Source organism: Bacteroidota bacterium, from assembly GCA_018266835.1.
Lineage (GTDB): Bacteria > Bacteroidota > Ignavibacteria > Tepidaquicellales > Tepidaquicellaceae > JAFDZO01.
In genome coordinates, this window is the sequence record JAFDZP010000002.1 from 1,177,140 (window position 1) to 1,203,940 (window position 26,801).

General features: G+C 35.9%; 24 protein-coding genes. 6 read left to right on the top strand and 18 right to left on the bottom strand.

Features of this window, described 5'->3' with window-relative positions; genetic code table 11:
- Nucleotides 1-17: 17 nt before the first annotated feature.
- The 8 genes from JST55_06915 to JST55_06950 form a co-directional block, all read right to left on the bottom strand.
- Complete coding sequence (locus JST55_06915; protein ID MBS1493222.1) at nt 18-518, bottom strand: SRPBCC domain-containing protein; 501 nt, start codon at nt 516-518, stop codon at nt 18-20.
- A 26-nt stretch (nt 519-544) separates the two neighbouring features.
- Nucleotides 545-1,021, bottom strand: coding sequence for an SRPBCC domain-containing protein (locus JST55_06920; GenBank protein ID MBS1493223.1), 477 nt, complete (start codon nt 1,019-1,021; stop codon nt 545-547).
- 5 nt (nt 1,022-1,026) lie between these two features.
- Nucleotides 1,027-1,542, bottom strand: coding sequence for an SRPBCC domain-containing protein (locus JST55_06925; protein MBS1493224.1), 516 nt, complete (start codon nt 1,540-1,542; stop codon nt 1,027-1,029).
- Entirely contained in the window at nt 1,511-1,903 is a 393-nt protein-coding gene (locus JST55_06930; GenBank protein ID MBS1493225.1) for a winged helix-turn-helix transcriptional regulator, read from the bottom strand. Before JST55_06930 ends, JST55_06925 begins: the two co-directional genes overlap by 32 nt.
- Nucleotides 1,904-2,046: 143 nt before the next feature.
- The gene (gene serS / locus JST55_06935; protein ID MBS1493226.1) at nt 2,047-3,327 is read right to left on the bottom strand and encodes a serine--tRNA ligase; all 1,281 of its coding nucleotides are present in this window, start codon (nt 3,325-3,327) and stop codon (nt 2,047-2,049) included.
- A 433-nt stretch (nt 3,328-3,760) separates the two neighbouring features.
- Nucleotides 3,761-4,267 (bottom strand): hypothetical protein, encoded by a 507-nt coding sequence (locus JST55_06940; protein MBS1493227.1) that lies wholly within the window; start codon nt 4,265-4,267, stop codon nt 3,761-3,763.
- A 216-nt stretch (nt 4,268-4,483) separates the two neighbouring features.
- Nucleotides 4,484-5,377, bottom strand: coding sequence for a dTDP-4-dehydrorhamnose reductase (gene rfbD / locus JST55_06945; protein MBS1493228.1), 894 nt, complete (start codon nt 5,375-5,377; stop codon nt 4,484-4,486).
- A gap of 30 nt (nt 5,378-5,407) precedes the next feature.
- Nucleotides 5,408-6,343 carry a carbohydrate kinase family protein gene (locus JST55_06950; GenBank protein ID MBS1493229.1) on the bottom strand — a complete coding sequence of 312 codons (936 nt, stop codon included), beginning with the start codon at nt 6,341-6,343 and terminating at the stop codon, nt 5,408-5,410.
- 237 nt (nt 6,344-6,580) lie between these two features.
- On the opposite strand from JST55_06950, the gene JST55_06955 reads away from it, so the two are divergent.
- The 3 genes from JST55_06955 (at nt 6,581) to JST55_06965 (ending at nt 10,023) form a co-directional block, all read left to right on the top strand.
- Nucleotides 6,581-7,510, top strand: a complete 930-nt coding sequence (locus tag JST55_06955) for a DUF4835 family protein (protein ID MBS1493230.1) — start codon at nt 6,581-6,583, stop codon at nt 7,508-7,510.
- Nucleotides 7,511-7,610: 100 nt separating this feature from the next.
- Complete coding sequence (locus JST55_06960) at nt 7,611-7,898, top strand: GTP cyclohydrolase (protein ID MBS1493231.1); 288 nt, start codon at nt 7,611-7,613, stop codon at nt 7,896-7,898.
- A 283-nt stretch (nt 7,899-8,181) separates the two neighbouring features.
- On the top strand, nt 8,182-10,023 hold the full coding sequence (locus JST55_06965; GenBank protein MBS1493232.1) for a peptidase M61: 1,842 nt from the start codon (nt 8,182-8,184) through the stop codon (nt 10,021-10,023).
- 75 nt (nt 10,024-10,098) lie between these two features.
- Here the strand turns inward: JST55_06965 and JST55_06970 are convergent, their stop codons facing one another.
- The 5 genes from JST55_06970 to JST55_06990 all read right to left on the bottom strand — a co-directional run bounded on the left by JST55_06970 (nt 10,099) and on the right by JST55_06990 (nt 17,457).
- Entirely contained in the window at nt 10,099-12,291 is a 2,193-nt protein-coding gene (locus JST55_06970; protein MBS1493233.1) for a S9 family peptidase, read from the bottom strand.
- Nucleotide 12,292: 1 nt separating this feature from the next.
- On the bottom strand, nt 12,293-13,465 hold the full coding sequence (locus tag JST55_06975; GenBank protein ID MBS1493234.1) for a glycosyltransferase family 9 protein: 1,173 nt from the start codon (nt 13,463-13,465) through the stop codon (nt 12,293-12,295).
- Nucleotides 13,466-13,572: 107 nt separating this feature from the next.
- Nucleotides 13,573-14,805, bottom strand: a complete 1,233-nt coding sequence (locus tag JST55_06980) for a T9SS type A sorting domain-containing protein (GenBank protein MBS1493235.1) — start codon at nt 14,803-14,805, stop codon at nt 13,573-13,575.
- A gap of 57 nt (nt 14,806-14,862) precedes the next feature.
- Nucleotides 14,863-16,116 carry a T9SS type A sorting domain-containing protein gene (locus JST55_06985; GenBank protein MBS1493236.1) on the bottom strand — a complete coding sequence of 418 codons (1,254 nt, stop codon included), beginning with the start codon at nt 16,114-16,116 and terminating at the stop codon, nt 14,863-14,865.
- Between the two features lie 96 nt (nt 16,117-16,212).
- Nucleotides 16,213-17,457, bottom strand: coding sequence for a T9SS type A sorting domain-containing protein (locus JST55_06990; GenBank protein ID MBS1493237.1), 1,245 nt, complete (start codon nt 17,455-17,457; stop codon nt 16,213-16,215).
- A gap of 169 nt (nt 17,458-17,626) precedes the next feature.
- Between JST55_06990 and JST55_06995 the strand changes: the two genes are divergently transcribed.
- Both JST55_06995 and JST55_07000 read left to right on the top strand, forming a co-directional pair.
- Nucleotides 17,627-18,394: a class I SAM-dependent methyltransferase gene (locus JST55_06995; protein ID MBS1493238.1), complete on the top strand. Its 768-nt coding sequence runs from the start codon at nt 17,627-17,629 to the stop codon at nt 18,392-18,394.
- A gap of 17 nt (nt 18,395-18,411) precedes the next feature.
- Nucleotides 18,412-19,599: a glycosyltransferase family 9 protein gene (locus JST55_07000; protein MBS1493239.1), complete on the top strand. Its 1,188-nt coding sequence runs from the start codon at nt 18,412-18,414 to the stop codon at nt 19,597-19,599.
- Here JST55_07000 and JST55_07005 read toward each other — a convergent pair.
- The 5 genes from JST55_07005 to JST55_07025 all read right to left on the bottom strand — a co-directional run bounded on the left by JST55_07005 (nt 19,596) and on the right by JST55_07025 (nt 23,442).
- A complete protein-coding gene (locus tag JST55_07005; protein MBS1493240.1) occupies nt 19,596-20,216 on the bottom strand; it encodes a class I SAM-dependent methyltransferase in 621 nt (206 codons plus the stop codon). The genes JST55_07000 and JST55_07005 overlap by 4 nt on opposite strands.
- Nucleotides 20,217-20,316: 100 nt before the next feature.
- Nucleotides 20,317-20,895, bottom strand: coding sequence for a hypothetical protein (locus JST55_07010; protein ID MBS1493241.1), 579 nt, complete (start codon nt 20,893-20,895; stop codon nt 20,317-20,319).
- Nucleotides 20,896-20,976: 81 nt separating this feature from the next.
- Entirely contained in the window at nt 20,977-21,372 is a 396-nt protein-coding gene (gene secG / locus JST55_07015; GenBank protein MBS1493242.1) for a preprotein translocase subunit SecG, read from the bottom strand.
- Between the two features lie 326 nt (nt 21,373-21,698).
- Nucleotides 21,699-21,848 carry a lmo0937 family membrane protein gene (locus tag JST55_07020; protein ID MBS1493243.1) on the bottom strand — a complete coding sequence of 50 codons (150 nt, stop codon included), beginning with the start codon at nt 21,846-21,848 and terminating at the stop codon, nt 21,699-21,701.
- Between the two features lie 121 nt (nt 21,849-21,969).
- On the bottom strand, nt 21,970-23,442 hold the full coding sequence (locus JST55_07025) for a hypothetical protein (protein MBS1493244.1): 1,473 nt from the start codon (nt 23,440-23,442) through the stop codon (nt 21,970-21,972).
- A 563-nt stretch (nt 23,443-24,005) separates the two neighbouring features.
- Here JST55_07025 and JST55_07030 point away from each other — a divergent pair.
- Complete coding sequence (locus tag JST55_07030; GenBank protein MBS1493245.1) at nt 24,006-26,723, top strand: T9SS type A sorting domain-containing protein; 2,718 nt, start codon at nt 24,006-24,008, stop codon at nt 26,721-26,723.
- The last annotated feature ends 78 nt before the right edge of the window (nt 26,724-26,801 follow it).

Sequence of the window (26,801 nt, forward strand, 5' to 3'; positions counted from 1 at the left end):
CCTTCCCGAATGTAATTCTATTTTGCTTCTTCCAATTTTAATGTTTCCTTTTCTAACTTATCAAGCATATCAAGCCAGCTTGGGTAAGCGCCTGTTTGTTTTGCAAGCTCTTCTGAAACTGTCTGATGTAATGTAAGCTTTGTCTTACCTTCGAAATCTTCGAACGTAACCGTTACAATTGTTTCATCAGGCCATGAGTGCTTATCGGTCTGCGATGAGCTGATAAAATTTCCGTCATCATCACAGAATCCCAGCTTATAACTGATTTTTTCATTTTCAATTATATCTATATATTCACCTTTGCATTTACATGGTGTACCGTCTGGTGAGTTGATGCTATGCTGAAAAACTCCGCCGGGCTTGAACTCTAACTTATAAATTGTAATTGAGCATGTCCCCGGAAAATACCAGTTTCTAAGATGTCCCGCACTTGTCCATGCTTTATAAACAAGCTCACGGGGCGCATCAAATATTCTTACTATATTTACTTCTTTATCTTTGTTGTTTGCTGCATCCATAATTATTATTTATTTAGTATGGGAAATTAATTTTGCTTTATAGATTCTTCTAAGTTGTCAAGTATTTCAAGCCAGCCGTTATAAGAACCTTCATTCTTCGCAAATTCTTCTGAGATTGTCTGGTGCAATGTCAGCTTTGTCTTTTTCTCAGAATCTTCAAATGTTATCGTAACAGTTGTTTCATCGGGTCCTTTCATCTGTGCATCAGAAGCAGAAATTATTTTACCGTTCTCATCGCAGAAGCGAAGGACATATACAATTTTTTCTTTCTCAATAATTTCCAGAAATTCTCCCATGAATATACAACCGCCATGAGTGCTTCTCACTTCATGGTGAAAGATTCCGCCCGGCTTAAATTCAAATTTATATATTGTTGTCTTACACGTTTGAGGAGCGTACCAGTTTTTTAAATGCTCCGGATTAGTCCATGCTTTGAAAACTAACTCGCGCGGTGCATCAAAAATCCTGACTATGTTTACTTCTTTATCTGCATTGGAATCCATAATCATTATTTATTTTTTTCAAGATATTGTTCAAGCTTTTCAAATGTTCCTGCAAAGCCTTGCTGCATTGATTTTCTGTTGCTTTCAAATGCTGCCAGCTCTTCAGCGTTCGCATTTACCGGTCCACCTTTTAATGTAAGAGTTGTCTTACCATTATTTTCTGATAAAGTCATCACATTAAGAATTTCAAGAGGCCATTTGCCGTCGAAGAAAGGCGCGCGTGTTATCTCCCCTTTTTCATTGGAGAATGAATTTATGAAGACAAGTTTTTCAGGCGCATTGATTTCTTTATAAGTAAAAAGTCCCCACATTTCAAATCCGTTATGTGCTTTCATATTATAATGAAACTGACCTCCGGGTTTGAATTCCAGTTTATGTACAGTGATATCAAAACCCTTCGGTCCCCACCACTGAGCAAGAGCTTCAGCATCTGTCCATGCTTTCCAGACAAGGTCACGCGGTGCATCAAGCTCGCGGGTGATTACTAATTCATTTTCCTGATTTTCTTTTTGTTCTGACATTTTTCCCTCCGGTTTTTTCAGATTTATTTACAGGTTTATTTTTTGATTGAATTTTTTTCAGATACTCATCGAGTGAATCAAGCTGTGAAGTCCAGTACTTTCTATACTGCTCAACCCAGTCGGAAACTTCAGTAAGCTTTTCAAGTTTTACTTCGCAGAATTTCTCAGTCCCTACCTGAGTTGAAACAACAAGCCCGCATTCAGTAAGGATTTTTATATGCTTCGATACTGCAGGTCTGCTGACTTCAAAGTTCAAAGCGACTTCATTTATAGTGAGCTTCTTTCCCGCAAGCAGTGATATAATTGCCCTGCGGTTGGGGTCGGCTATTGCCTGAAAAACATCTCTTCTTAAATTATCCATTTTGGGTAATTTTTATATTTTAATGAATGTAACCATTCAATTACAAATATAAGCGAAACCGTTCGGTTACGCAAGTCTTTTTTTAGACCTCCCCCATCCCCTCCTTAGCAAGGAGGGGGGCAGATGATGAAAATTTATTTAAACTATTTTATAATATCGAAATTGGTGTACTTCTGAAGGCATTCAGGTACATTTATGGAACCGTCTGCATTTTGATTTGCTTCAAGCAATGCGACCATAAGGCGTGAGGTCGCAAGTCCGGAACCGTTCAGCATGTGAACAAGCTCAGTTTTTGTTTTTCCGTTTTCAAGAACTTTTTTATATCTTATCTGCGCGCGGCGTGACTGGAAGTCAGTGCAGTTGCTGACCGAAGATGCTTCAAGCCATTTATCTTCAGCGTATGACCAGACTTCAATATCGTAGCACTTGCTTGCCGAGTATCCCATATCTCCCGTGCAGAGCTCAATCACTCTGTAATAAACTCCTAGTTTCTCAAGCAATCCGCATGCATGTCCCAGCATTGTTTCAAGCTCCTGATATGAAGTTTCAGGTGTGCAGAAATTGAAGAGTTCGACTTTATTGAACTGATGCACTCGCAAAAATCCTTTTGTATCTTTTCCGTAGCTGCCCGCTTCCCTTCTGAAGCAGTTTGTAAATCCGCAGTATTTTATTGGAAGCTCATCCTGTTTTAAAATTTCATCGCGGTGTATATTTAATATAGGAACTTCAGCGGTAGGAATTGCATACAAATCGTCAGCCGTTACATGATACATATCTTCTTCAAACTTCGGAATTTTTTCCGCTGCTTCCATAGATGCTTTGTTAACTAATACGGGCACCATAACTTCGCTGTAGCCGTTCTGCTGAGTATGTGTATCGAGCATAAAATTTATCAGCGCTCTTTCAAGCGTTGCGCCCTTACCTTTATAAAGAGGAAAGCCACTGCCGGAAATTTTTGTGCCGCGTTCAAAATCAAGTATGTCAAGTTTTTTAGCAAGCTGCACATGGTCTTTCACTTCAAAATCAAAATTCTTTTTTTCGCCCCAGACTTTCACTTCAACATTTTCAGATGCATCTTTTCCTTCCGGCACTCCGTCTGCCGGCAATGCAGGAATGTAGTATAATATTGATTCTATTTTTGATTCTATTGAACGCAGCTCGTCATCATAGCCTTTTATTTCGTCACCGACTTTTTTCATCTCGGCAATTTTTTCTTCTGCATCAATTTTCTCTTTCTTCATCTTTGCAATTTCAGCGGAGACTTTGTTGCGTGTTTCCTTCATCACTTCGACTTTATGAAGAATTTCCAGACGTGACTTATCCAGCTCAAGAATTTCATCTATGTTTTTCGTGTCTTCATTTCGTAAGACAAGTTTGGCTTTTACCAGATCGGCATTTTCGCGTATTAATTTTATATCGAGCATTGCTTTGTATAAATTATTATGAATTCCTTAAAATACCTTATTTTGTGTGGAAATTCGAGTTACAAAAAAGAACACAGATTTATATGATTTAGTATGATGACACAGATATTGTAGCATTATTGTAACATTTTGCTAGTTAGACCTGACAGTCCGCCAAGGCGGATTAATCCTGTCAGGTCAAAATCAATATTCTCTAGAATATTTTTTCAATCTTGATGAATTTTTGACGGGTTTTGTGAATGTCATTGTTGTTTTTACAATACTGATGATTTTTAAAATTCGTCAGTTGATACCGCTCCGCCGCGGCGGACTTTCAGCCCCTCTGTCCCCTCCCGCTTTTGGCGGGACAGGCCTCCTTGTAAAGGAGGGGGAAACTTATGAAAATATTTTTTAAATTTTGAGGGTTTTTGACGGATTATTATGTAAAGTTGAATTATTCATCCGTATAAATAAATTTCTTCTCTTTTTCGCTATATCTTAAATAATAAAATCCCAGAAAGTCCTCATGTAACGTTAAAGAATACTTATCTTCAAAATGTGGCTTTTTAAAAATATTGTACCTTGCAATGTGTTTTGCCAATTCTGTATCGGAAGAATTCAGGCATGAACTTAAGAAACTTAAACTATCCGGTAAAGCATTTTTCTCATTCTTATAATTTTCGATGCAGCTTACAACTCTTAAACCAAAAGCTTTCAATTCGATCATTCTTTCACCGTTCTTATAAGAATTTACAATAAAAAGTGAAAGCAGTGTACATAAAATTACAGCGATAAGTACCGTCGTCCAATGAAATTTGAATGCGTACTTAAAAACGAAAAACACCAAAGCAATAAATACTGCTGCAATTAAATATGTGTAATATATACTTCCTAATATGTGTACGAGACTTTCTCCCCAGGTATTAAACAATGTTTCTATTATACAAATCTGAAGCTTCATAAATTTTTATTCTATAAAGAATATATTAATAAAAATTATCTAAAAAAAAGAAAATTACTTATTACTACTAATAGGGAAAATTATTTTTGTTTTACTTGACAAGAAGTGAGAATTATAGGTGGTGGTCGGAGGCTAACAATGGCAGATGTGGTAATGTACTAATTATGGTAAATGCAGACTTCTAATTCTTCATTCATAATTCTGAATTCATAATTCTTAAGTTCCGAGTTGTGTTTTTAAAAGTCTTATCGCTTCAAGCGAGTCAATTAAATTAATTCCTAATTGAGAAGAGGCTTTCAGTACTACAAGTCCTGAGTTCAGCGGGCGCGGAGCGGGCTGGTTTAAATCGGCGGTTTTTATTTTGCTGACTAATGCTTTGTTGAATCCGAAGACGTCGCAAATCTTCAATGCGAAATCATATCGTGAAAGTATATCGCTTCCGGCAATGTTGAAAATTCCTGTAAGATTTTTTTCTGCAAGCTTCAAAATTCCCCATGCAAGGTCATCTACCATTGTTGCATTACCGACCTGGTCATCTACAATATTTATTTTATCGCCTGCCTTTAGTTTATCTATCATCCATAGCGCGAAGTTAGGCTTTATGTTAATGCCTATTCCGAAAAGCACCATAGTTCTCACTATAGCATGTTTTACATCGCTTGTAGTAAGCGCGTTTTCCGCCGCAAGCTTTGAGCGTCCGTAAAATGAAATAGGGTTCGGTGTATCGTCTTCTGTGTAGGGACCGTTTTTTCCATCGAAGACGTAGTCGGTGGAGATATGAATAATTCTGCAGTCTTCTTTCTTTGCAGCGATGATAAGGTTTTTTACTCCGTCAACATTCAGCCGCCAGCAGAGTTCTCGTTCTGTTTCGCATGCATCAACGTTTGTAAATGCTGCGCAGTTAATTATTATGTCAGGTCTGTGAAGGTTTATAACGCGCTTAACTTCTTCTTTATTTGTGATGTCAAGCTTCTCGTATTTATTGCCGTAGTCGAGGAAGGATTTCTCTTCGATTGATGAGCATATTAATTCCCATCCTGTTTCTCTTGTAAAAATTGATGTGACTGCCTGCCCTAAAAGTCCGTTTGCTCCCGTAATAAATACTTTCATCTTGCTCATATTAATCGCGCTTTTAATTTCTTATTTTAACTTTATCAGTTCGTCTATGCCGTCAAGTGAAGATTTGAACGATGCTTTTCTGTTAGCAAAGTGAACTGCCTTTTCAAAATCTTTTGAGTGAGAATAGTCTATAGTAAACGATGCTGCAAATACATCTCCGCAGCCGGTGGAATCTTTGAAGTGAGGATTTTCTATTGAGCTTAAATCGTGCTTATCAACATCAAGAAATTTTTCTTCGCCGTATTGTTTTTCTTTTTTTACGAAACCGGAAACACCCATCTTTCCTCTTGTAATCACAAATCCTTTTACGGTGCTATCAGTCTTTAATAAAATTTCTTCAGCTATAGAGTATTCATTCTTTTTATCTTCGGTAAGTGTTGCCGCTTCAAACTCATTCATTTGCACGGTATCTGAGTGCGAGCACCAGTCTTTCCAGTCAGGAATAGAGCGGTGTGACCTGTGTCCTTCGGCATCCATTTCCATTACGATGTTATGAATATCAATGTGAATAAATCCTTTGAACTCAGCTCTCACTTTTTTCAATGTGTCCAGTGAAATATCTACTCCTGAAATCATATTTATCAGAATTGCATCTGCTTTCGGTAGGAAATTTTTAATCCAGTCGTAAGTAATTTCATAAGTCGGTTCGGTGGATTGCTCTAGACGTGCCTTTTTATCTGAATTATAAAGATTGTAATAAAGGATTACCTTGCGTGTAGGATGCGAACATTTTTGTATTCCCGATAAATCGATGTTAGGATATTTTTTTAAAATGTTCGTGATGTTTTCGTATTCATCTTCGCCCAGATTCATCACAGGAATAATTTTGTCATCCTTTTTTGCAAGCACTGCCATAGTTATTAAGGAATACAGTATTCCTCCGTAGCTGTGCAGGATTTCATTATTTAGTTTATGTATAACGTCAACGCAGGGTTCGCCTATTACAAGATAATTCATTTATGGATTAAGTTCATTTAGGTTTATAAAACAGAAGGATATCGACAAAATTATGAGGTTTGGAATCCGCCGGGATTTATTAACTCATTTAAAGCAATTATGAAACTTTTTCAGATAATTTTGCTTTAAATATAGTAATATATTTCAGCGATTTTAATTAACTAATAAGTGAATTGATTATTGTTTACTATACTATAAATTTAACCAAAAAATACTATAATAAATAGTTAGGAGAAAATGGCTAAAAGACTCAAATATTTGATGTTTTTGATTGTATGTTTTATGCTCATTGGCAAAAGCGCCCAATCGCAGGATTTAAAAGTAAACGTCACAATGGATGCCAGCACCCTCTCGCCCGATGTAAGAGACAGATTGAAAAATTTTGTTCAGCAGGTGCAGGATTATTTAAACAAAAATAAATTTCAGCCAAGCACCAAAGTGCTTGAACCGGATTATACTGTAGAAGCAGATTTTAATTTCTTTTTCCGTACAGGAAGTTCGGATAATTACGATGTCCAGCTCTTTGTTTCCAGCAGAAGAAAGATAGATGATGCCTCGCTCAGAACAAACACTCCGAAGTACTCTCCAATGTTCAGGTTTTTAGATGAACGTGTCAGTTTTTTTTATAACAACTCATTAAGGTTTGAAAGAAACGATTCACGCTTTGAGCCGCTTGTTAGTTTACTGGATTATTATGCTTACATGATACTCGGTTACGATGAAGATTCATACTTCGTAAAAGGAGGCACTTCTTTATTTCAGAAGGCGCTGGATATATGTAACAAACCGATGACAGATAAAAAAGGATGGACTGAATCAGGCGGGGGTTCTAAGCCGACAAGATTGCAGATTGTACAGGAATTGCTTAGTGTGCGTTTCGATAATTACAGAAAAGGAATTTTTGAATATATGTGGATGGGAATTGATTCAATGAGTGTAAACAAACGTGATGCTTATAAAAATGTTCTTAGCTCGCTTGAAAGAATTGACCAGGTAAGAAAAAATGAGATCAAGTCTTACAATATTGATATCTTTTACGATGCAAAAAATAAGGAGATTGCAGACTTGTTTACAGATTATGGTGACAGAACAGTTTACGATAAGCTGATAAAGTTTGATCCGTCGCACAGAAGTGTGTACGAAGATGCACAGCGGAAAGCGCGGTAACGTTCTGCTCAATTAATAATTAATAGTTAATAATGAATAATTTTAATTCTTTTATACTATTAATTATTCTTTATTCATTACTAATTATTAATTACAAAAAATGTTCATCATTCTAATAAACTACACAAAACCGGTAGAAGAAGTTAACGCTGTTTTGGCTGACCATCGCGCTTATTTAGATACTTTATATGCACAAAATAAACTGATTTGCTCAGGAAGGAAGAATCCGCTTACAGGGGGAGTGTTACTTTCAAATGCAAAAAGCAGAGTGGAAATTGATGAGATAATAAAAAATGACCCGTATAATATAAAAGGTGTTGCAGATTATGAAGTGATTGAGTTCACTCCCGGCAAGTATCATGAAAAGTTTAAAGAGTTTGTAGAATAAAGATTTTAATTAAAGTTTATTGTTAACCACCCCCAACCCCCTCCTTGAAAAGGAGGGGGCTTGTGGTGTATAGGTAATATTCAAAATAAAATTCAATAAGTATCTAAAAGAAGTTAAGAATTAAAATTTTACGCAAGTTCCCCCTCCTTTTCAAGGAGGGGGATTAAGGGGGTGGTTAAAGTTAAAAAGATATTTTAATCACCCCAAAAAGACTTCCTTATAATTCACTAATCCCAACAAATACACAATATCAGCGTATAACTATCCCATAAACTAAATAATAATGAAAAAAATATTTCTTCTGTTAATAATCGCTCTTTATATACCCTACGGCTACGGGCAAAATAAAGAGAACCCGATTAAGTTTACCTTAGACCTCACTAACATTAAAGATGATATGCTCATGGTTGAAATGACGGCTCCGAAGTTTTCATCAAATGAAATTACTTACAGGCTGCCGAAGATGGTCCCCGGAACATATTCTATTTATGATTTCGGAAGATTCGTTCATGACTTAAAGGCATTCGATAAAAATGATAACGAGCTTGAAGTTGAGCGGGAGGATATTAACAGCTGGAAAATTGCTAATGCAAAAAAATTAAAAAAAGTAACTTATTGGGTTGAAGATACATTCGATTCCAAAGATACAGGTAAATTTATTTTTGAACCTGCAGGCACGAACATTTCAAAAGATAATTTCGTAATCAATACACACGGTTTCTTCGGCTACTTCGATGATATGAAAGATAATCAGTATATAATTGATATCATTAAACCGGAAGGGTTTTACGGTTCAACTCCGTTAGTAGCAGACTTCAGCGATGCAACAAGGGATGAGTTTAAAGTGAATTCATATTTCACACTGGTAGATTCACCTATGATGTATAACATTCCCGATACTACAATTATAAATGTCGGCGGTGCAGAAGTACTGATTTCCGTTTACTCGCCTAATAAAATGGTGAAATCAAAATTTGTAGCAGAAAACACAAAAGCATTGCTTGAAGCATCAACAGAATACTTAGGAGGAAAACTTCCTGTCAGCAAGTATGCTTTCATTTATTATTTCTTCAGCGGGATGGCAGGTTCCGGGGCAGCAGGTGCACTAGAGCATAACAACTCTTCATTTTATTCACTTGGTGAAGGTCCTCCCGGAAGCATTGCAGGACAGGTAAAGCATACAGCAGCGCATGAGTTTTTTCATATTATAACACCGCTGGGAATTCACTCAGAGGAGATTGGGAATTTTGATTACAATGTTCCTAAAATGTCAAAGCACTTATGGTTATATGAAGGAGTAACTGAATACAATTCTATGATTGCGCTTGTAAGGGGAGGAGTTTATACTCCTGCTGAGTTTGCGCGGGAAATAGAAAAAAGAATGGCAGTATCAAAATTTTTCAACGATACACTTCCGTTTACTGAAATGAGCTTATACGCTCTTGGAAAATATGAAAAACAATATCAGAACGTATATGAAAAAGGCGCTTTGATAGGAATGTGTCTTGATATAAAATTAAGGCAGCTTTCAGGCGGAAGCTATGGATTAATAGATTTACTCCATGACCTTGCAAAAAAATACGGAGCGGACAGGTCATTTAAAGATGAAGAATTATTCGATGAAATAACTGCTATGACTTATCCTGAAATAAGAGATTTTTTCAGATTGTATGTTGAAGGCAGCAACAGAATTCCTTATAAAGAATTTTTATCAATAGTGGGAATGGATTACGGCGGCGGAGTAAAAGAGAAAGAATTCAGTCTTGGAGCCGGCGATATTAATTTTGATATGAAGACAAAAAGAATTTTTGTGGAATCTGATAACATTGATGAGTTTGGAAAAAGCATGGGCTTAAAAAAGGGCGACCAGTTCACGAAAATAAATAAGCAGGTACTTGAAATGGGTAAAATCCAAAGCATACTGCAAACACTCGTATCAAATGCTAAAGAAGGCGACGATATCGAATACGAAGTAGCAAGGAAAGATGCTGACGGGAATGAAAAGTTAGTAACACTTAAAGGAAAAATAAAAAAGGTTGAAGGCGAGAGCAAAGCTGAAGTTAAGGTCGGTAAAAATCCCACTGATGAACAGCTAAGACTCAGAAAAGCCTGGATGGGTTCTTAATAAATATTGCTCGCTACGAAACTCCTGTTTCGTAGCGTTGTTTCTCGTTACGAAGCTCCGCCTTCGTAATAATAACTACTTTCCAAACGATTTCAAAAAGAAATCCGTGACTCTTGTAAATACATGAAGTCGTGTTTTACCTCCGTAAATTCCATGATTTTTATCGGGGTAAAGTTCGGAATCGTATTTAATATTGTTCTTCACCATTTCCGCAATCATCTCAGTCGTATTTTGCAAATGAACATTGTCATCTGCCATTCCGTGTATGATTAAAAAATCACCCTTAATATTTTTAGCATTAAGCAGCGGAGATAAATTATCATAGTTATCGCCGTTCTCCTGCGGAGTTCTCATAAATCTTTCAACATAGATGTCATCGTAAAATCTCCAGTTTGTCACGGGAGCGACTGCAACAGCAGTTTTAAAATAATCCGCCGCCTGTGTGATGCACATTGCCGCCATGTATCCTCCGTAGCTCCAGCCGTAAACTCCGATATTTTTTTTATCGATGTATGGCAGCGTTCTTAAATATTTCACTGCTGAAATCATATCTTCAGTTTCATATTTTCCAAGCTGAAGATAAGTAGATTTCTCAAATGCCTCTCCGCGTCCCGTTGTTCCGCGGTTATCTATTACAACGGTTATGATTCCTCTTTCTGCAAGATACTCATACCAGAAATATGATTCGCCTATCCACTCATCCTTAACGCTTTGTGAGCCCGGACCTCCGTAATTAAAAAACATCACTGAATATTTTTTAGTCGAATCAAAATCTTTCGGCTTAATCATGTAACCGTTCAGATAATCAATATCAGTCCCCTCTACAGCAGATGGTATTTTATAAGTAAAAAAGTTTGGTTTGGAAAGATTTAAGCTGGTAATCTTTTTTTGTAATTCAGCATTTGATTCAAGGACTCTTACTTCGTTACCTGTTTCACTATTAACTGTGATAAACTCGGGTGTAGTGATATTTGAATAAGTATTTACATAGAAAGAAAAATCAGAAGAGAATTCTGCTCTATTCCAGCCTGTTTTCTTTGAAATTTTTTGCCTGTCTGTGCCGTCCAAGTTCACAGAAAAAATACAGCGTGTCATGGGAGATTCAATTGAAGAAGAATAATAAACCCTGTTAGTTTTTTCGTTATAACCTAAAAATTTATCTTCATCATTTTTGCCTGATGAAATGTTGTTCAGAAGATTTCCGTTTAAATCATAATGATAAAGATTGTTGTTTTCATCCCAGATAAATCCTGTATTACCTGTGAAAGTAAGGTTGTTGTTTATATCCAGAAAATATTTATTTGTATGAGAGAAAATTAGTTTTGAATTTCCTGTTGATGCATCGGCAAAATATAAATCGAGTTTATTTTGCTGACGGTTTAATATCTGAAATGAAAGCGTATTGTTATCATTAGTCCATTTTATTCTTGGAATATAAATATCGTTTTCATCAGTAGTATTTATCTGCTTATTCTCCCCCGTTTTCAAATCATACAGATATACTTTTACTTTTGAATTTTCTTCGCCTGCTTTTGGATATTTATATTTGTATTCTTTGGGATAAAGACCTTCGTAGTAAGTTAAAGAAAATTCTTTTACGTTTGATTCATCAAATTTATAGTAGGCAATTTTATCACCTGAGGGAGACCAGAAAAATCCGCGGTTGATAGCAAACTCTTCTTCGTAAACCCAGTCAGTCATTCCGTTAATAATCTTTTCCTTTACTCCGTCAGTTGTAATTTGCTTTTCTGTGAAGGTCTCAAGCTCAACCAGATATATATTGTTATCGCGGACGTATGCAATATTTTTGCCGTCGGGAGAAAAATCAGCATACATTCCATAACCTGAAAACTGTTTCGTTGTTTTAGTTTTTATATCATAAAGATAATAGTTATTGATGGTGGAATGTCTGTAAAGTCTGTCTTTCAAAACAGCGAAAAGGATTTTTGATTCATCGGGACTGAATGAATAAGTGAACGAAGGAATTTTTTTTCCTGCGGAGAACTCGACTTTATCTAAATTTACAAATGTCTCAAGTATTGCTCCTGTCTCGTAGCTTGTGCGGACAATTTTTGCTCCGTCGCTCTCCACGATTAAAGATGAATAACTTTTGCCGTCATTTAATGAATTAATTTCATTAATACCTTCAGAAGAAAAGCTGTGTTTATAAAAAATATTTTCAAGCGTGAGTGACTGGGCTAAAATACTGTGGACAAAAAATAAAATAAAGAAGACTGAGAAACAGGAGGTTAGTCTGAGAGATTTCAATTTAGTTATTTATATTCCGATGAGTTTTTAAAAGTGAATATTTTTTTATAAGTTCGAGAATTTTATTAAGATCGATCATATCAATACATTCAAGATTATAAGGGCAGCTTTTTTTCCAGCATGGATGGCATGCCAGTCCCTGAGGAATTAATTTTTCTCCCCTTCCATACAATTCTATTTCAGGAGGGCATGAAACTCCGAACCAGACTATAACAGTTTTCTTCTGTGCAATGGCAAGGTGCATCCCGAAGCTGTCACCTGTAACGACTAAGTCGCACAGACTTACAAATGCAGCTCCCTGTCGAAGCCCTAAGTTAGTCGGAGTATATAAAATTTTCTTTTTCTCTTCCTGAGTGAATGCATCATAGATTTTCAAATTTCTCTCCGTATCTTCCTTACCGCCGAGCAGAACGATTTTTATGTTATCGAACTTAAGCAGTTCCGATATCAAAAATATATGCTGGTCCGTTGTCATCTTTTTATTGGGGAAAAGATTTGAACAGCCTGTATTAAATCCCACATAAAATTTATCAGGCTCATATTTATGATGCTCCTTAAACTGCTCGATAAATTCTTTTTCTTCTATGGTGAAAGTGAAAACATATTCGTCACGCTGATATTCAAGTTCGAACGTTTCGTGAAGAATATCTATACCGCTTCTTTCGTTTTTTCTGAACTTCAACTCATCATCTATTCCAAGATTGTATGAATACATAGCTCCTTTATTAGCGGGAATAATTTTTCCGTCGTTATTCAAAAGAAATCCGAACTTATCCTTTGCATTAACTTCGTTGGCAAAAGCGCATGCGTAGTCTGATTTATCTCCGTTATAAACTATATCAAATTCAATATTTCTCAGAATCATTCTGTTCTCATCAGTCCACGTAAAAACCCTGTCAACAAAATTATTATTGAAGAGAATTTTTTCTGCGTTAGGCATTGTTATCCAGTATATAGTGCTTTCCTTGAGTTTTCTTTTTATAGCGCGGAGTATAGGAGTGTTATATAAAACATTCCCCATTGCATCGAGTGAGATGATTAAAATTTTTTTACCGATTCGCGTCATGCTGCTATCGAGCTTGCAGCCGTCTTTCAGGCAGTTCTCGTATGATATGCACGGTTTGTAGCCGGAAAAATTTTTACAGCGCGGAATATTTAACTCGTCAGGATTCATTACAATAAAGTATGCAGAGAAAGGATAAAATTAAATGAAAAAAGGGAAATAAAAAAAGCCCTGCTCCGTTTGAAGCAAGGCTTTGTTTTGTAATTATGTTTCAAAATTTATTTTACAAGCATCATTTTTTTCGTTTCGGTAAACTCATTTGTTTTCAGAGTGTAGAAATATACTCCGCTATTGAGTTCACTTGCATTGAAGTTTATTTCATAACTGCCTGCAGAAATATTTTCATTCACCAGGGTTTTTACTTCTTTACCTGTCATATCAAAAATTTTCAAAGATGCGAAAGTTGAATTCTTTACATCAAAACTAATTTTTGTTTCAGGGTTGAAAGGATTGGGGTAATTTTGTTTTAATGAAAATTTATCCGGTACTGATGAGGAAATCTGATTTACTGATAACAATGCACCGTTTGTTGTAGAGGAAATTATTGAATTTCCGGAAACCCAGCCGGAATTGCTATTAATAAAACTTATATCATAATAAACATTATTAAGTTCGGTTTTTTGTACAACCCAGGTTTCTCCGCCATTTATTGTACGGCAGATAACAGCGTTTGAACCGCTGGCACCGACACACCATCCCATACTCGGAGTATAAAACTTTAAGGCATAAGGAAAAGTCATAGGGATTGCATAATTTATCCAGGTGTCACCGCCATCAGTTGTTTTTCTGATTGAGTTTGTTCCTGTTATCCAGCCTGTCTGCTGATTTATAAATGTCATTGCCTGGTTTACGCCGTCATACAATGTTCGTGTCCAATTTAATCCGCCGTCAATTGATTTGGCAAAATAACTTGGAGCAACTACATATCCCGTCATTTCATTGAAAAACTGAATTTGCCCATAAGCGAATGATGAGCTGTTTATTAAATTCCAGCTTAACCCGCCGTTAGTTGTTTTATGAATTTTATTATCGTGGCTGGTAATGTAACCTGTCTGATCATTTAAGAAGAAGAAATCAGCAGAGAAATCATTAGTGAGAATTGGGGCAGAATACCATGAAACTCCGCCGTTTGTTGTTTTCTTTACAACAGCATCTTCAGAACCTATCCAACCCGTATTTTCATCAATGAAATAAATACATGTTAAAAATGAAGTGGTGCCATTACTTACGACGGACCAGTTATTACCGCCATTTGTTGTTTTAATTAAAGTACCATTTCCTCCGCATGCCCAACCTGTAAGTGAATTTACAAACTGCACTCTTCTCAAATAATTTCCTCCAATGTTATTCAAATACTGTGTTGTCCAAACTGACTGGGAAAAAGAAACACTCTGAATAAAAAGAAATGAACAAAATAAAAAAATTCCGAAGGCAAATATTTTTGTTTTCATAACAGTAAAATTTACATTATTAAAAAGCAGGGAGATTTTTACTTATACTACTTAAAATTATTTTACTAGGATCATTTTTTTTGTTTCTATAAATTCATTTGTTTGCAGAGTATAAAAATATACTCCGCTGTTGAGTTCGCCTGCATTGAAATCTATTTCATAACTTCCCGCTGAAATATTTTCATCTATAAGAGTTTTAACTTCTCTTCCTGTCATATCAAAAATTTTCAACGAAGCATATGTAGGATTTGTTACATCAAAACTGATTCTTGTAGTTGGGTTGAACGGATTTGGAAAATTCTGCTTCAGAGAATATTTATCAGGTAAGAGTGAAGAAGTCTGAAGGACTGCTGTCATACCCCCGCTTCCGTTTACTGTTGAAGAAATTATGGCATTACCACACGCCCACCCTTGATTTTGATTTATAAAACTAAGGTCATAAAACTTGTTTCCATTTTCAGTTTTCTGTACTACCCAGTTCATACCTCCATCAATTGTACGGCAGATAATCCCTTTTGTATTATCATATCCTACACACCATCCAAGATTTTGATTCAAAAATACTACAGACATAGGAATAGGCAAAGGAACATTTAATATTGCCCAGTTATCACCGCCATTAGTTGTTTTTGCTATTCCGTTTGGAATTGTTGCCCAGCCTGTAGATTGATTGAGGAAATAATAATCCTGAAAATATCCTAATTGATTGTTAGTGTTGTGTAAAATTGAAGACCATGAATTTCCTCCGTCACTGGTTCTATAAAGGTCATAATCTGAAAGTATCCATCCGTTATTTTCATCAATAAATTGAACTTCTCCCCATGCCTGAGAGGACGGAGCGATATTTTGCCAGTTACTTCCGCCGTTTGTAGTTTTTAAAATCTGTCCGCTGTGTGCTGATGCATATCCGATCATGCTGTTCACAAACCAGATATCTGCCACATAATCCGTAGTAGGAATAGAAAATCCGCTCCAGGTTACACCGCCGTCAGTTGTTTTTTTCATCTCAGGAATGGTAGAACCAACCCAACCTGTATACTGGTTTATAAAAAATAATGATGAAATAAATCCTGAGCTGCCGGTATTAAGTATAGCCCAGTTATCTCCTCCATTAGTAGTTTTTACAAATGTTCCGTTTCCGCCACCCGAATATCCTATATTGGGAGTAAGAAATTTTACCTTACGAAGATAGTTTCCTCCTATATTATTAATAAAATTTGTCGACCAAACTGATTGCGAGAAAGATACAGTTTGAGTAAAGAGAAAAACCAAGAGGAAAAAAATCCCGAACGAAACAATTTTAGATTTCATTTTGAATATATTTTTATAGTATACGGAGAAAAACTCAACAAAAAATAATTACCTTAATATAAAAGTAATAAAAACTAAAAAAAGCTGAAAATAAAATTACTTAATTAATGTCATTTTTTTGGTTTCTGTAAACTCATTTGTTTTCAAAGTATAAAAATATATTCCACTGTTGAGTTCGCCGGCATTAAAATTAATTTCATAAGTTCCGGCAGAAATATTTTCATTAACAAGGGCTTTTACTTCCCTTCCGTTCATATCAAATACTTTTAACGAAACAAAAGTTGAATTTTTTACCAAAAAACCAATTTTTGTTGTTGGGTTGAATGGATTTGGAAAATTTTGTTTTAATGAAAATGCGTCAGGCGATTGACTGGATGTCTGAATTATAGATACCAATCCTCCATTTGTTGTAGAAGAAACTATAGCATCACCAGTGGCCCATCCCATATTTACATTTGCAAAACTAATATCCCAGTACTCATTGCCCGGTTCTACTTTTTGTGTAACCCAGTTAGCGCCACCATTTACAGTACCTAATATATAACCCGTTGAGTTGTTAGTATGTCCTGCACACCAACCCACATTTTCATTTAAAAATTGAATTGCCATTGGTGAAGCCATTTGAATAGTTTTAAATGACCATGAATCTCCGCCGTTAGTTGTCTTTGCAATACCGCTTGGAATTGTTGCCCATCCGGTCAATGCATTAATGAAATGAAAATCCTGAAAATATCCCAACTGCATTCCTGCATTATGGAAAATAGAAGTCCAAGTGGTACCAGCATTAGTAGTTCTGTATAAATCGTAATCTGAAAGTATCCATCCTGTATTTATATCTAAAAATTTCACTTCACCCCAATGTATATTTAACGGAGCGATATTTATCCAGTTTGTACCCCCGTTAGAGGTCTTAAATATCTGACCTCCGTTTCCGGCTAAAAAACCAGTCTGGCTGTTATTGAAGTAAATATCAGCTATGTAACTGCTTGTGCTTAAAGGCTGACTGGACCATGTAATTCCGCCGTCCGTGGTTTTTTTAACAAGCGGCTCTGTTGAACCAACCCAACCCGTATTTTCATTAATAAAATATATTGCAGTTATATACCCTGTAAGTCCTGTATTCAAAACGTTCCAGCTATCTCCTGCATCTGTAGTTTTTACAAATTTACCATTGCCTCCTCCTGTATATCCGACCGTTGTGCTTACAAATTGAACTTTACGAAGCTGATTTCCTTCAATAGTCTGAAATTGTCTTGTATTCCATACTGATTGAGAAAAAGAAACTGACTGAATTGCCAAAACTAATACCATGGCAAAAATTAAAGATTTAAACTTTCTCATAGTAATATACTTTAAATTATAAAAAACTTCTTATTTAAGAAAAAATTAGGCAAAATAATTTATAAAATCAAGCAATTATTTTACTGTAAATTTTGGGAAGCAGAAATAGTAGATAGATTTTACAGTAAATATAAAATATCTTTGTAAATATAATATTCAGTTAAATTTAATGAAAAAACTAATAACAAATTTTTTAAGAAAAAAAGGCTTTGAGCTTATAAAAAAACCGAAATATAATGGTTTATCAGATTTTTCAATCGATGGTTTATACTATGATTTAAATATTCCAAATGCTAATTATAGCCCGTGGAAAGGTGACAAGAAATTTTTAGACATCTTTGAAAAAATAAAAAATAATACTCTTGTAGATATATTCAGATGTTATGAACTATGGCAGTTAATTGAACAGACTCAAAAAATTAATGCAAGTGCAGGAGTAATAGAAATAGGTGTGTGGAGAGGCGGCACTGCCGCTGTAATGGCTCAAAAACTTTCCGAATTAAAAAGTACTGCGAATTTATATCTGGCAGATACGTTTGAAGGTGTAGTTAAAACTTCAGACAAAGATAAATATTATACCGGCGGAGAACATAAAGATACTTCTCTTGAGATTGTGGAAGATCTAATGAAAAACACTGCAAAATATAAAAATTATAAAATACTTAAAGGCATATTCCCCGATGATACCCATCAGGAAATACCCTCTGATGAAATTTTCAGCCTGTGTCATATTGATGTTGACGTGTATCAGTCAGCAAAGGATATAATTTCATGGATTTGGGGTAAACTTATTATCGGAGGCTTAATAGTTTTTGATGACTATGGATTTCACACATGCACCGGAATAACCAAGCTTGTAAATGAGCAAAGAGAATTAGATGACAGAATTGTAATTCACAATTTAAATGGCCACGCAATTATGGTAAAAATAAGATAAAAATTATTCTATCTTCCTTGAAAAAATCCTACCTTAAAAGATTTATCAATAATCTTCGTGAAGATATACCAATTCAAATTGTAAACCTGATGGTATATCTTCTTGATTTCTTTTATAAAATCCCGCCTCCGGCTAAAAATTCTGAAAAATATATTTTACTTGTCCGTACCGATTTACTGGGCGATTTTATTATCTGGCTGAAAGCTTTAATATACATTTCTCAGAAATATAAAAACGAAAATTATAAAGTCATTCTACTGGGCAATGAAATCTGGACATCTCTTGCACAAAAAACAAAAATATTCGATGTAGTTTTACCCGTTAACAGAAAAAAGTACTTTAAGGATTTTAATTACCGGAAAAATATTTTAAACGAACTTAATAAATACAATATCGAATATTTATTCCAAACTGCCCTCTCAAGAGATTTTGCAGTAGCTGATTCAATCTCAAGAAATGTAAGAGCAAAAAACAAAATTGCATTCAGAAGAAAACCGGAAGCGGAATATTCTATCTGGAATTTATTAAGCAACAATTGGTATTCAAAATTAATAACCACAAATTCTAAAGAACAGTTTGAGTTTTACAGAGTGAAGGAATTTCTTGGTGAAATAAGTATTCCATTGGAAAAATATACAACCGATATCTCTGAATATTTTGAAAAAAAATCACCTTCAAAAAAATACTTTGTTGTGCTTCCGGGAGCAAACGCTGCGCGCAGATGCCTTGAACCCGAAAAATTTGCAAATATAATTTCTGATATAAAAAATAAAACAGGCTGGGAATGTTATCTGTGTGGCAGCAAAAGCGAAACAAAACTCGGAGAAGAAATACATTCTCATCTTAAATTCAAATGTAACAATTTAATAGGTAAGACTTCCTTAATTGAACTTGGCGATATATTTATAGACTCTGAACTTGTTTTAGGGAATGAAACGGGAACATTACATTACGCTACAGCTCTAAATAAAAATGCTGTTTGCATTTTAGGAGGAGGTCACTTCGGAAGATTTATGCCTTACGAGAAAAGTATATCTGAAAATTCAGTTTTGCCAACTGCTGTATATAAAAAAATGGAATGTTTCAATTGTCACTGGAGATGTATCTATACCGATAAAAAAAATGAAATCGTACCCTGTGTCTCGCAGATTACTTCCGATTATGTTTTGAAAGAAATAAATCCGCTTCTTCATTTACTCACTTAACTTGCCAATGCCTTTAACTCAAAAGTAAATATCTGCGGACTTGGTCTGTGATACGAGCTTGCAGTAATTTTATTCCAGAAATTTTTTCTGAATTTATAAATCTTCAATAAAATTTTTACAACAGGTTTTTTTAGAGAAGATACTCCGTCTAATCCGTCGGGATCAATAAAATCTATTTTTGTAAAACCCGCAGCCCTTAATACATACTGCAGACTTCCACTTGTAAACAAATAATGATGGGTAAAATCTTCAAATCTCCAGTAAGAACCCGTATTCGATTGCGCATTCGGAACCATTACGCAATACTTTCCTTTTTCACTTAAAAGGCTTTTTATCGCTCGTAAATTATCAATCATTTTTTCCTTTTCGATATGCTCAAGTACATGGCTCATAATGATGAAGTCATATTTTTTATCTGTTGAATTAGAGTACGAAATTATATCTTCAACTTTTGTAACATCCAGATTTATTTTTTTACACTGAGCAATTGATTCATCGTTTATATCGATACCTTTTAAATTTGTATAGCCTTTATCTCTTAATGCTTTTAATGTCTGACCGAAGCCGCAGCCGATATCAAGAATATTTTTATCTTTATTTATTGGTAAAACTTTCATAAGATAATTGGGAATATCATAGCTGCTGTAATACTCCGCGCCGATATTTCTGAAATTAAAATAATTTTCTTCCTGAACTTTTTCTTCAGTATTCATGTAGCTAAAAGTTTATTTTCAAATTAATTTTTGAAGGGTCAAATCCTACCCTTATCTTATCACTTACATCAAAGTCATAAAGATGCGCATCTACATATGCATCCACTAAGTTTACCACGTAAAAAATCCCGAAGTAAAAAATAAATTTATCACGCTGGTCTTTATAAAAATTTCTGGTAGTTAAGATTTGCTGATCTCCCGCAGGGTTCCCGGGAGTCTGGGATGCAATATACCGGTCCCTGTAATCTAAAAATTTATTGTTCTGGTCAATTATTGTATATCCGAAATATCCGCCGACTAAAGCGACTAACGGAATCTTCCAGTATGATTCGTTATAATATTGTCCCAGCCCGGGCAAGACTGCTGAAAGCAGAACTGCCTTTAAAGGCGACTTCTTCATTACAAATGGTTTCGGTCCGCTTTTCTTTTTTATTGTATCTTTCAACGTTTCTTTCTGCAGGGAATTTGATTCGTTGAGCAAGTCCAGCTCCTTAAAACTTTTTATTTTAATCTCCTGAGCATTAAGCGCATTTATGCCGGCAAGAAAAAAAATCGATATCAGAATTATTTTAATACTGTCCATTTGTAATACTAACAATCTTAAACAAAAAAAGCATCTCTAAAATTTTTAGAGATGCTTTTTTTAAAATTTTTTGAAGTAAAATTATTTTGCCGGAGCGTCAGTCGGAGGCGTACCTGATGGTCCGTTTTGCTGTGTGCCGGGGCTGTTTTGCTGAGTAGGCGGAGGAGTCTGCACAGGCGGAGGTGCTTGCTGCTGTGGTTGATTTCCTGCATTTCTCTGAATTATGCTTTCAGCATCTGTTGAGCTTCCTTTATTAATAAAGATGTTCAATATCAATGAGCCGAGCAAAAATATAACTGCTAATATAGTAGTTGACTTAGTTAAGAAATCCGATGTTCTGCGAACGCCGAATGATGTTGCTATTCCTGAGCCGCCGAAGCTGCCGGAAAGCCCTGTTCCTTTTGAAGATTGCAAAAGCACAACTGCCATGAGCAAAATTGCAACTATAACCAATAATATGATTGAAAATAATACCATTTTGGATGTTTTTTAAGTAATCTTAAATTTATGGGTTTTAAACGTTTTTCTCAAGTCATTTCTATCAGCTCTTTAAGTGGTGTTTTAATTGCTGAAAAAACTAACGGCAAAACTTACGCCCCCTCGTAAGTTTTCTTATAAAATTATAATTTATCAAATATTTATAAATTGATACCTATATGTAGTAATACGTACAAATTTAACTTGTAAGTAGAAAGCATACAGACTGGTTTTTAAAGCAATCGGTAAAAATAAAAAACGCCCTTACTGAAATTCAGCGGGCGTAATATGGTGCAAAAAAAATCGAGACGGGTGTGTTAAAATTTCTAAGTGATATTTCTTCCCTGAATTAAGCGGATAATTATCACTATAACTGCTACTACCAATAAAATGTGGATGAAGCCGCCCATTGTGTATGAGCTTACAAATCCCAATAACCATAAGATTATTAGTATTACGGCGATAGTCCAAAGCATTTTAACCTCCCGGTTTTTAAATTTTTATATAAAAATTATTTCAAACTGGGGTTCCCTGTAATTTAGTTTAAAAGAACGGGTTTAGCAATGGTGTTTGGGAGGAAAAACGAATCACTTCCCGCTAAAGCGGGATGTGATTAAGATTCTCCATCTTCTCTAAAATATATTGCCTCTGATAAAAACTTCTGCCGTCATTTGCTTCATTATATAAAAACTCATCTATCTTTTTATTTTCTTCCGAGGACTTAATTATCTCTGTAAAATATTTTAATGCGTCAGGTATCAGCACATATTTTATTTTCGGGATTTCTTCATTGTCCTTATAAAACTGCCTGAAGGCATGCAGCGCCGAGCGCGCGCTTTCGTATGCGCCGAGCTCTATGTAATTCATTATGTAATAAAAACGGACGTTAATATTTACCAGAACTTTTGCCGGCTTTACCTTGCTGAAAAAACCGAGTGAGCTTTCATATCTTCCTCTTATAAAATTCAATACGCCGCTGCAATAATTTAACTCTTCTTCCTGTAATTCTTTAATTAGGTAATGACTGTACTCGTTAACAAATTTTTCTGCCCAGTCATATTCTTTTAAATTCAAAACCGATGTAAATACATCTCTGAAAAATCCTGCATGAAGCGGATAGTGCGCATGATCCGGAAAAATTTTCAGTTCAGTAAAAAGCTTACCTGTTTCCATTATTTCATTGGTAAAACTGCTATCCACCGGTATCATTTTAAAATTTATTATTTCATTTAACCGTAACAGAATATTATACGCTTCCCATTTTTCTATACTATGTATATTCTCAAATATCAGTTTCTTTAACTCATAAAATTGTTCGCGGTTGATATCGTACACCGTATGATAAAAAAGCAGATAGAAAATTTTCAGATAAGAATAATATTTACTGTTCATGGCTTTCAGATAATCTAAAAATTTATCTGTATCTAAAGAAAGGAGCAGACCGGCATTCATATTTTTTTTAGGTTCATTTCCGTAAATATCGTTTCTTAAATATTCGGCATTTCCTCCGGCATAAAGGTCCCTTAAAAAATTTACAATTTTTGCTTCGGTAATCTCTTCTATAATTTTAAGAATAGATGCAAAATGCTCTCTTCCCATTCCGCTTAAGTTCAGTCCCTTCTGCGCCTTCATTCTGTTGCGGTATTCAAATCTTTTATCATCTGTAAGATAGCCGTTATCATTCTGCTCAAGACTTTTATTTATAAATTTATTTCCGTCGTCAAGCAATCCTTTATTTGATAATCCTTCAGCAATGAAGATATCCATTTCATGAGATTTTTTTATAAGCTCTTCCTGCCCTAAAAATTTTCTCAGCAGATTTCCGAAATCAGCATAAAGATTTTTTACCCGCTTTTCTTTTATCTCTCCCTTGCCGAAAATTTTCTTAGACATTTTTTCAAATGAAAAAATCTGCGCATCAAAGTCGGGATAGGATTTTGACACAACGTCATAAATAATTTCCAGCGCAGCTATGGAATTAAAGTAAGGCGATTTCACAAAATCACCGAATCGTTTCAATTCGGCAGGGTTTAACTTTTTTAATATTTCAACTGTGGAAAGGGGCAGCATAATTTGGGATTAAATTTTAATTGAAATTTTACTCTTCGTCCCAAACCCCTGTTTGGGACGAAAGTATGCCACCCCAAACAGGGTTTGGGTGGCAGTAAAATCAAAGTCGGGATACGATTTTGATACAGCTTCATAAATTATTTCGAGCGCAGATATGGAATTAAAGTAAGGCGATTTCACAAAATCACCGAATCGTTTCAATTCGGCAGGGTTTAACTTTTTTAGTATTTCAACTGTAGGAAGGGGCAGCATAATTTGGGATTAAATTGTAATTGATATTTTTCTCTCCGTCCCAAACCCCTGTTTGGGACGAAAGTATGCCACCCAAACAGGGGTTTGGGTGGCAGTAAGTTTATTTGATTTGTATAGTTATTCACGGAATAAATAATATAGCATAATCTGGGATTAAAAATTGATTTTAAATTATAGTTTTATCATAAAATAGCAAACTAAAAACTATATGGAAATTTGGGATTTTAGCACTATTTCTGTTTGATGTGAAAATATAAAAAATTTAATTTTGATGAAATTTATAATTAAAACTTAAAAAAGTAATAATCCCTATGAAATCCCTATTAAACTACAGGAATCCTGCCGGATTCCCTGCATCTCTCTTTATTTTCACAATTGCATTTCTATTAATTTTCTCTGCAGCTTTCAGCCAGCCGATGGTTCCTAATACAGAAATGTGTGTACCAAACGGCTTAATCAATACAGTGGTTGTGGACGGAAACTATACGTATATAGGCGGCAGTTTCAGCTATATCGGTCCGAGTAACGGCAGCGGCGTAAAAGTTACTACAACAAATACTAATTACAATCAGGACTTCCCGAGAGTAAACGGCTCAATTAATATTTGCATTCCGGACGGTTCAGGCGGTTGGTATATTGGCGGCTCATTTACTCAGGTAGGAATATACACGAGAAACCGCATCGCTCACATCCTTTCAAACAGCGCTGTTGATGCTTTATGGGACCCTAATGCAAACGATATAGTCAGAACATTAGCAATAAGCGGAAGCGATATTTATGCAGGAGGCGCGTTCACAACAATAGGCGGGCTGACAAGAAACAAAATAGCCAAATTAAACAACACAAACGGAAACGCTGATGCGTCGTGGAATCCAAACCCGGACAATTCTATAAACACTATAGCATTAAGCGGCAGCGATATATATGCGGGCGGAATATTTACGACAATCGGCGGGCAGGCAAGAAACTGTATCGCCAAACTAAACAATTCTGACGGAACTGCCGATGCTTTATGGGATGCGAATTCCGCAAACACAGTCAGCACAATAGCTATAAGCGGAAGCGATATTTATGCAGGCGGTTCTTTCACAATTATAGGCGGCCTGGCAAGAAACAGAATTGCCAAGCTGAACAACACAACAGGTGCAGCAGATGCAGCGTGGAATGCAAACTCAAGCGGTCAGATAAACACAATAGCTATAAGCGGCAGCGATATTTATGCAGGCGGAATGTTCACAACAATCGGCGGACAATCAAGAACTGCAATTGCAAAATTAAATAATACTAACGGAAATGCCGATGCCGCCTGGAATGCAGCACCAAACAACCAGGTTTATACAATCACCGTAAATGGAAGTGATGTTTATGCAGGCGGAAGCTTTACAACAATAGGCGGACAAAGCAGAGCAAGAATTGCAAAACTAAATAATACAAACGGAAATGCCGACGGCTCATGGATTGCTGTAGCCGGCAATGTAGTTAATACCATAGCCATTAGCGGAACTGATATGTATCTGGGCGGAACTTTTACATCTTTCGGGGGACTACTGAGAAATTCATGCGCAAAGATAAATAATATAACGGGCGCAGTTGACCCGGACTGGAATCCCTCTGCAAACAGTAACATCTATGCTATAGCAATAAGCGGAAGTGACATATATATAGGCGGTGATTTTACTACAATCGGCGGTCAGTCAAGAAGCAAAATTGCCAAACTGAACAACACAACGGGCGCAGCAGATGCGACATGGAATGCTGCTGGCAATTCAGCAGTAAATGCAATAGCAATAAGCGGAAGCGATATATATGCCGGCGGAAATTTCACAACAATTGGGGGACAAACAAGAACCCGTATTGCCAAGCTGAACAATACAACCGGAGAAGCAGATGCAAACTGGAATCAAAGCGCAGATGCCGCAGTCAATGCCGTATTAATAAACGGAAGCGATATATATATAGGCGGCGCGTTTACAACAGTCGGCGGCCAGGAAAGAAGAAACGTTGCGAAATTAAATAACACCACCGGCGCATACGATGGTTCATTTTATGCTAATATGGGCGGTACGGTTTTTACAATGGGATTAAGCGGAAGTTATTTGTATCTAGGCGGGTCGTTCAACTCTATCAATAGCACGATAACAGGCAGGATTGCAAGGCTGAATTTATTAACTGCAGCTCTTGATGCTACATGGAGTCCAAATGCAGGCGCCCCCGTTTATGCATTAGCCATTAGCGGCAGCGATATTTATGCCGGAGGTGATTTTACCTCTATCGGCGGACAGACAAGAAACAGACTTGCCAAGCTGAACAATACAACAGGAGATGCTGATGCCGTGTGGAATCCTAATGCCGGCGGCAGAGTTATGGCAATAGCCATAAGCGGCAGCGATATTTATATAGGCGGCTTATTTACAACCATGGGCGGAAATGCGCAGCAAGCTCTGGCTCTTTTTACTACAAGATTTTTACCCGTTGAGCTTTCATCGTTCACTTCAACAGTAACTAATCAAAACGTAACTCTCAACTGGTCAACAACTCAGGAAGAAAATAACAGGGGATTTGATATTGAAAGAAAATCAACCGGCACAACATGGAAAACCATCGGCTGCATTCAAGGACACGGCACAACAAACCAAATAAATAATTACTCATTTACAGAACACGGGATGGCATCGGGTCATTACAATTACCGCCTTAAGCAAATCGATTACAATGGGAACTACAAGTACTACGACTTATCCAATGAAGTTATTATAGGGATTCCTTCAAGGTATAGTCTGAGTCAAAACTACCCCAACCCGTTCAATCCTGTGTCTGTGATTGGGTACCAAATACCTGCAAGAGTTTTTGTATCGCTGAAAGTATTTGATATCAGCGGAAGGGAAGTAGTAAGCTTAGTCAATGAAGTAAAAGATGCGGGATATTATTCTGTTAAGTTCGATGCAAAGAACTTATCAAGCGGAACGTATTTTTATAAACTCTCCACTGATAAATTTAATGATGTTAAGAAGATGGTAGTGATTAAGTAAAAGGTTTGTAAAGTTCAAAGTTTATAAAGTAACTCTGTCCCCCTCCTATAACAGTTTGGTGCAGGAGTGGTTTCACAC